Origin of the sequence: Actibacterium sp. (assembly GCF_041584535.1) — a bacterium.
Lineage (GTDB): Bacteria > Pseudomonadota > Alphaproteobacteria > Rhodobacterales > Rhodobacteraceae > Actibacterium_D.
Genome location: NZ_JBFHDW010000182.1, coordinates 1 through 5,376 on the forward strand (window position 1 = coordinate 1; position 5,376 = coordinate 5,376).

4 protein-coding genes and 1 pseudogene are annotated in these 5,376 nt (G+C 63.6%); all 5 read left to right on the forward strand.

The window, feature by feature from the left end; all coding sequences use genetic code 11:
* Positions 1 to 519 (forward strand): tRNA dihydrouridine synthase (locus tag ABYW26_RS09780; RefSeq protein ID WP_372604642.1); only part of this gene is annotated, 519 nt, incomplete at its 5' end.
* Positions 516 to 1,601 (forward strand): nitrogen regulation protein NR(II), encoded by a 1,086-nt coding sequence (locus tag ABYW26_RS09785; RefSeq protein ID WP_372604643.1) that lies wholly within the window; start codon positions 516 to 518, stop codon positions 1,599 to 1,601. The genes ABYW26_RS09780 and ABYW26_RS09785, both read left to right, overlap by 4 nt.
* 28 nt (positions 1,602 to 1,629) lie before the next feature.
* Positions 1,630 to 3,009, forward strand: a complete 1,380-nt coding sequence (locus ABYW26_RS09790; RefSeq protein ID WP_372604644.1) for a response regulator — start codon at positions 1,630 to 1,632, stop codon at positions 3,007 to 3,009.
* Positions 3,010 to 3,331: 322 nt separating this feature from the next.
* Positions 3,332 to 5,197, forward strand: a pseudogene (locus tag ABYW26_RS09795) (HAMP domain-containing protein); the annotation flags it as partial.
* A gap of 85 nt (positions 5,198 to 5,282) precedes the next feature.
* The coding region (locus ABYW26_RS09800; RefSeq protein WP_372604645.1) for an SDR family NAD(P)-dependent oxidoreductase at positions 5,283 to 5,376 on the forward strand (94 nt) is incomplete at its 3' end.

Consider the following 5,376-nt stretch of genomic DNA (forward strand, 5'->3'; position numbering starts at 1 on the left):
GCCCGCCGGGCCGAGGCGGCGGGCATTCGCATGATCACCATTCATGGCCGCACCCGCTGTCAATTCTACAAGGGACGCGCTGATTGGGCCGCGATCCGGGCGGTGCGCGAGGCGGTCTCGATCCCGGTGATTGCCAATGGCGACATCACCGACACCGACAGCGCCCGCGTGGCACTGGATCAATCGGGCGCCGATGGCGTGATGGTCGGACGCGGCGCGCAGGGGCGGCCCTGGGCCCTTGCCGAAATCGCGCATGACCTGTTCGGCGCGCCCCGGCCCGCAATTCCGCAAGGCGCGGCGCTGATCGACATGGTGGCGGCGCATTTTGAGGCGATGCTGGGCTTTTACGGCGCCGATCTGGGCGGGCGCGTCGCCCGTAAACATCTGGGATGGTATATGGACAGCGCTGGCACGCCCTCGGGGCTGCGCCGCGAGGTTCTGACCGCGAAACGCCCGGCGCAGGTGCTGAACCTGCTGGCCGAGGCGCTGACCGGCACGGCGGAAAGGCAAGCGGCATGATCCTGCGTGAGCGTGATATCGTCTGGTCAGCGCTGCCGGTGCCATCGTTCATTCTGGACCGCAACAACCGGATCGAGCGGATGAACCCCGCTGCCGAACAGTTTCTGAACACCTCGACCAAGGCGCTGAAAGGCGCGCTGGTGTGGGAGCGCATGTCGATCGCCGCGCTGCTGGACGAGGCCTTTGACCGGGTCCGCGTCAACCAAAGCGAACTGGTGATCAACGATGTCGAGGTCTCGGCCCCAAGCCGCCCGCCGATCCAGTGCAACATCCAGATGGCACCGCTGCGCGAATCCGAAGGCACGATCCTGATGCTGATCTCGCCCCGCGATATCGCTGAACGTCTGGGCCGGGCGCAAAGCTCGAAATCGGCGGCGAAATCGGCCATCGGCATGGCCGAGATGCTGGCGCATGAAATCAAGAACCCGCTGGCCGGGATCACCGGCGCGGCACAGCTTTTGTCGATGAGCCTGTCAGCGGACGATCAGGAACTGACCGATCTGATCGTCGAGGAAAGCCGCCGCATCGTGAAACTGCTGGAGCAGGTCGAGCAATTCGGCAATCTGCGCCCGCCTGAATTGAAGCCATTGAATATACATGACATTCTTGACCGGGCGCGGACCTCGGCCGCGGTTGGTTTCGCGGTGAACCTGCGGGTGGTGTCGGAATATGACCCGTCGCTGCCGCAGACCATGGCCGATGGCGATCAGTTGTTGCAGGTGTTCCTGAACCTGCTGAAAAACGCCGCCGAGGCCATTCGCGGCACCGGTCAGGCCGGCACGATCCGCATTCGGACATTCTATGACCAGTCGCTGCGCCGCCGCCGCAAGGATGGCACCGGCCAGCCGGTGCCGTTGCAGATCGAAATCATCGACGATGGCCCCGGTCTGCCGGCGGAAATCGCCAGCGAAATCTTCGAGCCCTTCGTTTCGGGCCGCGAGAACGGCACCGGGCTGGGCCTGGCCTTGGTGTCGAAAATCATATCCGACCATGACGGGCTGATCGCAGTGGACTCGGTGCCGGGGCGCACGGTGTTTCGCATCTCGTTGCCTGTCGCGCCTCGGGAAAAGGGAAAATCATGACTTATCGTAACAGACCGGAGGTGCTCTGATGGATGGCACAGTATTGGTTGCTGACGACGACCGCACAATTCGCACGGTATTGACGCAGGCGCTGACGCGTGCCGGGTGCAAGGTTCACGCGACCTCGTCGCTGACGACGCTGATGCGCTGGATCGAAGAGGGCAAGGGCGATCTGGTGATCTCGGATGTGATCATGCCCGATGGTAACGGGCTTGAGATGCTGCCCAAGATCAGCATGGAACGGCCCGGCCTGCCGGTGATTGTGATCTCGGCGCAGAATACGATCATGACGGCCATTCAGGCCGCCGAGGCCGATGCCTATGATTACCTGCCGAAACCGTTCGATCTGCCGGATCTGATGAAACGCGCGGCGCGGGCGCTTGAGACCAAGCGCCGGGTGCCGACCGCGACCCGCCCGGTCTCGGACCCGGTCGAGGCAGAACCGTCCGAAGACCTGCCGCTGGTTGGGCGCACGCCGCAGATGCAGGCGCTGTATCGGCTGGTGGCGCGGGTGATGAATACCGATCTGGCGGTGCTGATCACCGGCGAAAGCGGCACCGGCAAGTCTTTGATCGCGCGGGCAATTCACGATTTCTCGGATCGGCGCAACCTGCCGTTCGTCACTGCTTCGGCCAGCGACCTGATGGGTATGGATGGCCCGTCTGAATTGGTGGCGCGGGTGCGCGGTGGTTCGATCCTGTTCGACGAGGTGTCCGATCTGGATGCCGAGGCGCAGGCCCGGATCGTGCGGATGCTGGACGGGTTCGGCCCGAACGCGCCGCGGATCATGGCCAGTTCGCAAACCGACCTGATGCATCGCATGGAATCGGGCCAGTTCCGTCAGGATCTGTTCTATCGGTTGGGCGGTGTGACGGTGAACGTGCCGTCGCTGCGCGAACGGGTCGATGACATTCCGCTGCTGGCCGACCATTTCCTTGCCCGCGCCGAGCGCGACGGGCTGGCGCTGCGCCGGTTCGCGCCGGATGCGATCGACCTGATCCGCGCCTATAGCTGGCCGGGCAACGTGCGCCAGCTTGAGAACACCATTCGCCGGCTGGTCGTCACCTCGTCCGAGGAAATCATCAGCCGCGCCGAAGTCGAAGCCGTGCTGGGCAGCCAGCCGGAAATCGAACCTTTGGTTGGCGGCGGCGAGGGCGAAAAGCTGTCTTCGTCGGTGGGTAAGCACCTGCGGCGCTATTTCGATCTGCATGGCGGGGTTCTGCCGCCGCCGGGCCTGTATGGGCGCATTCTGAAAGAGGTGGAAACACCGCTGATCGAGATCGCGCTGGATGCCACGGGCGGAAATCAGGCGAAATGTGCTGATCTATTGGGGATCAACCGAAATACCCTGCGTAAGAAGATCACCGATCTGGATATTCGCGTGACACGCCGCCGCAAGTTGATGTAAAACCGCAACAGCAGCGTGTCCCCACTGCCGCAGTGCGTCGGGGGCATCGGTAAAACGGTGCGCCGCAATAGCGGCAGGTCAGGAAATGAGGCTGGCGGTGCGAAGCCCCGCAAGAAGCGCAACATGGGATCGGCTGTCGCGGATGCGGCGGCAAAAGCGCGTCCAGAACGCCGCGACTCTGGGGCTGGTCATTCTTGGCCCGGCGCTGGCGCTCAGCACCTTCCTAATGCTGGGTCCGCTGGATCAGGGATCGTCCTCGGTCGGGCTGCGCACGGTTCTTCTGGCCGACATGGTTTACGTGCTGGTGGTGGCGGCGCTGGTGATGCAGCGCATCGTCCGGATGATCGCCGCACGGCGTCGGCACTCGGCCGGGTCGCGGTTGCATTTGCGTCTTACGGGCGTGTTCGCGCTGGTGGCGCTGGTGCCGACCATCCTTGTCGCGGTCTTCGCGGTGCTGACGGTGAACACCGGGCTTGAGGGCTGGTTCTCGGACCGGGTGCGGCAGGTGGTCGGATCGTCGCTGGCGGCGGCCGAGACCTATGAAAACGAACACCGTGACGACCTGACCGAAGACGCGGGCGCGGTGGCGGCCTATCTGAATCTGGCGCGGCAATCGACGTTCTTCATAACCGATGGCGAAATTCGCCAGCATCTGACCACGGTGCAATCGCAGGTTCAGCGCGGCCTGAAAGAGGCCTATGTCATCGACTCAAACGCCGAGATACGCGCCCGTGGCGAACGGTCTTATCTGTTTGATTATGAACCACCTTCCCGCGAGGAACTGGCCCGCGCCGAGGTTGGCGAAACCGTCATCATCGAAGATTGGGACAACAACGAATACCGGGCGCTGATCAAGCTGGACGCTTATGTCGACCGCTTTCTGTTCATCTCGCGCACGGTGGATGGCAACATCCTGAATCTGCTGGACGAGACGCAGGAAACCGCGACCTTCTATCAACAGCTTGAATCAGATCGCGGTCGCATCCTGTTCGAATTCGGTATTCTTTATATCGGCTTTGCGCTGATCCTTATTCTGGCGGCGATCTGGCTGGGGATGTGGTTTGCTGAACGGCTGTCGCGCCCGGTGGGGCGGCTGGCCGGGGCGGCGCAGCGCGTTGGCGCCGGCGATCTGGATGTGCGCGTGGTCGAGGAAAAGGGCGACGATGAAATCGCCATGCTGGGCCGGATTTTCAACCAGATGACCCGCCAGCTGAAAGGCCAGCGCGACACCCTGATCGAGACCAACCGCCAGATCGAACGCCGCCGCCGATTGTTCGATTCCGTGCTGTCCTCGGTCACGGCGGGGGTGATCGGTCTGGACCCGGACGGGCAGGTCGATTTCCTGAACCGCTCGGCGATGCGGTTGCTGGATCTGGACGAGGACGGCGGTCACGATCTGCCGCTGGGGGCGGTGGTGCCCGAATTTGCGGCCCTGTTCGACCGGCTGCGCGACAAGGGATCCGAAGCCGCGCAGGAAGAGCTGAAACTGTTGCGCCGTGGCAAGATGGAAAATCTTCTGGTGCGCATGGCAACCCGGCGCCGGTCTGACGGGGTGCTGGAAGGCTATGTTGTGGCCTTTGACGACGTGACCGATCTGGTCTCGGCTCAGCGCATGGCGGCCTGGGGCGATGTGGCGCGGCGCATCGCGCATGAGATCAAGAACCCGCTGACGCCGATCCAGCTGTCGGCCGAGCGGATCAAGCGCAAATTCCGCAACGATCTGGCGGCGGACAAGGCGGCCGATCTTGAGCAACTGACCGAGGTCATCGTGCGCCAGACCAACGATCTGCGCCGGATCGTGGACGAGTTCTCGAAATTCGCCCGGATGCCCGAGCCGGACCGCAAACAGGCCGATCTGGCGGCGCTGGTGCGGGACGCGGTGCTGTTGCAGGAAAACGGCCAGCCCGATGTCAGCTTCCACAGCACCATCCCGCAAGGCCCGATCTGGGCCGAACTGGACGGCACCATGATCAGTCAGGCCCTGACCAACCTGATCAAGAACGCGGGCGAGGCGATTGAATCGCTGGTCGAGGCCGGGGCGCCCGACGGGTTTAAACCCGAATTGCGGGTCTTGCTTGCGGTGCAGGGCGATCGGGCGCTGATCAGCATTGCCGACAATGGCATTGGCCTGCCGCATGACCGGGCGCGGCTGTTCGAACCCTATGTTACCACCCGCGAAAAGGGCACGGGGCTGGGGCTGCCGATTGTGAAGAAGATTATCGAGGAACATGGCGGCAGCCTTGTTCTGGACGACGCGCGCCTTCCTGCCAGCCATGATCGAGCAAGGCCGCGGGCATATTGTCACGATCGCGTCCGCCGCCGGACTCGTCGGCACGGCGCGGCAGACGGACTATGCCGCGAGCAAGC

Bases quoted from the DNA above. Each gene is read 5' to 3' on its own strand.
- ABYW26_RS09785 (WP_372604643.1), top strand. From the start codon at position 516: ATGATCCTGCGTGAGCGTGATATCGTCTGGTCAGCGCTGCCGGTGCCA.
- ABYW26_RS09790 (WP_372604644.1), top strand. From the start codon at position 1,630: ATGGATGGCACAGTATTGGTTGCTGACGACGACCGCACAATTCGCACG.